Annotated in this window: 2 protein-coding genes; one reads left to right on the plus strand and one right to left on the minus strand. The window is 54.3% G+C overall.

The genetic code is table 11. From position 1 onward, the window contains the following. The first annotated feature begins 356 nt into the window (after positions 1-356). Positions 357-569, plus strand: a complete 213-nt coding sequence (locus FN835_RS21090) for a KTSC domain-containing protein (RefSeq protein ID WP_142665184.1) — start codon at positions 357-359, stop codon at positions 567-569. A 327-nt stretch (positions 570-896) separates the two neighbouring features. Here the strand turns inward: FN835_RS21090 and FN835_RS21095 are convergent, their stop codons facing one another. Continuing rightward, positions 897-1,175, minus strand: coding sequence for a hypothetical protein (locus tag FN835_RS21095; protein ID WP_142665185.1), 279 nt, complete (start codon positions 1,173-1,175; stop codon positions 897-899). Positions 1,176-1,280 lie beyond the last annotated feature (105 nt).

Genomic DNA, 1,280 nt, shown 5'->3' on the forward strand with positions numbered 1-1,280 from the left:
GCCAACGGACACCCGCAAAGCCGCATCGACGACCTGCTGCCGTGGAACTTCAGGCCGTCAAGCTAAGCTAACCGTGATGGCCAGCGAACGCTTACGTGCAAGCTGCGCTGCCCGACAGTCTCAGCGGCATCGTTGATAGCCTTCCTGTGCTACGCACTGGTGAGGCCGTGATCACCGGCGAGGCGGCGAAATTGCCGGTCAGATGCCGTATTACGCTTCCCGAGGAAGGAAAGCGGCCTTCCAGCGAGGATCCACTAGTCGCGCAAACCTGGAGCGAAGAAAGGGGGGCACAGGATTACTCTGCTTTGACGGCCGCTTGGCGGTCACAAAATCCACGTTGGACAAGGGATTAGCATATGGATCGTCAATCCGTCAGCTCGTCGAACCTCGCATCTATTGGATACGATCCAAGCACCGAGACGCTCGAAATCGAGTTTGTGAAGACCGGCAAGGTTTACGAGTACTACAACGTGCCACAATTTATGTTCGATCGGCTGATGGAGGCGTCTTCGCACGGAGTCTTTTTTAATGCTGAGATCCGCAATGTCTATGCATGCAATCCAGTTTAATTGAGGATCCAGAATATATGTAGGACAGCACCAAAGCAAAATTATCTCAGGTTCAATAATGGCCGGTGGAGCCGACTTTTCCTGGGCGGTGAGGTGATGGGCAATGTTACTCGGAAAAAATTGCTTCCTGTTTAATATTCCAAGAAAAAGGAGGTACAGACTTTGGGAAGATGCTGAAGCTGTGATGGCAATTCCACGACGATCCGCGCCTTCACCTCATCCGGCCATCGCCGGTTCCGACGCCCCCGACCGCCGGCCGGGACAACCTCCAGTATCGTCTCCATGGAGAACTTCCGTCCTGATAATCACGCACCTCCAATGAGGTGATCAGGACGAGAGATGGAAGGTGCGGTGCCGCGAACGATTACCCAGCACCGATCCCTCAGCTCGGATCTCACCGTAGTTGTAGATCCGCGTGCTGTCTTGATTGGGTTCCCAGTCGATGTCACCCACAAGCAACCCTTGGTTCCCTTTGATGAAGCCGAAGTTTTCGATCTTGGCGCCACCCTGGAATCTGACGCCGAGCCCATAATCTCCAGTGCTTTCGATATGTCCTGTTTTTCCGACAGTCAAATTCCCGGAATATCCGAATTGGATGTCTCCCATCTGAAGCGCTGTAAGCGTTCGCTGGCCATCACGGTTAGCTTAGCTTGACGGCCTGAAGTTCCACGGCAGCAGGTCGTCGATGCGGCTTTGCGGGTGTCCGTTGGC

This window comes from Paracoccus laeviglucosivorans (assembly GCF_900182695.1).
In the GTDB taxonomy this organism is placed as follows: Bacteria; Pseudomonadota; Alphaproteobacteria; order Rhodobacterales; family Rhodobacteraceae; genus Paracoccus; species Paracoccus laeviglucosivorans.

Bases quoted from the DNA above. Each gene is read 5' to 3' on its own strand.
- FN835_RS21095 (WP_142665185.1), bottom strand. From the start codon at position 1,175: ATGGGAGACATCCAATTCGGATATTCCGGGAATTTGACTGTCGGAAAA.
- FN835_RS21090 (WP_142665184.1), top strand. From the start codon at position 357: ATGGATCGTCAATCCGTCAGCTCGTCGAACCTCGCATCTATTGGATAC.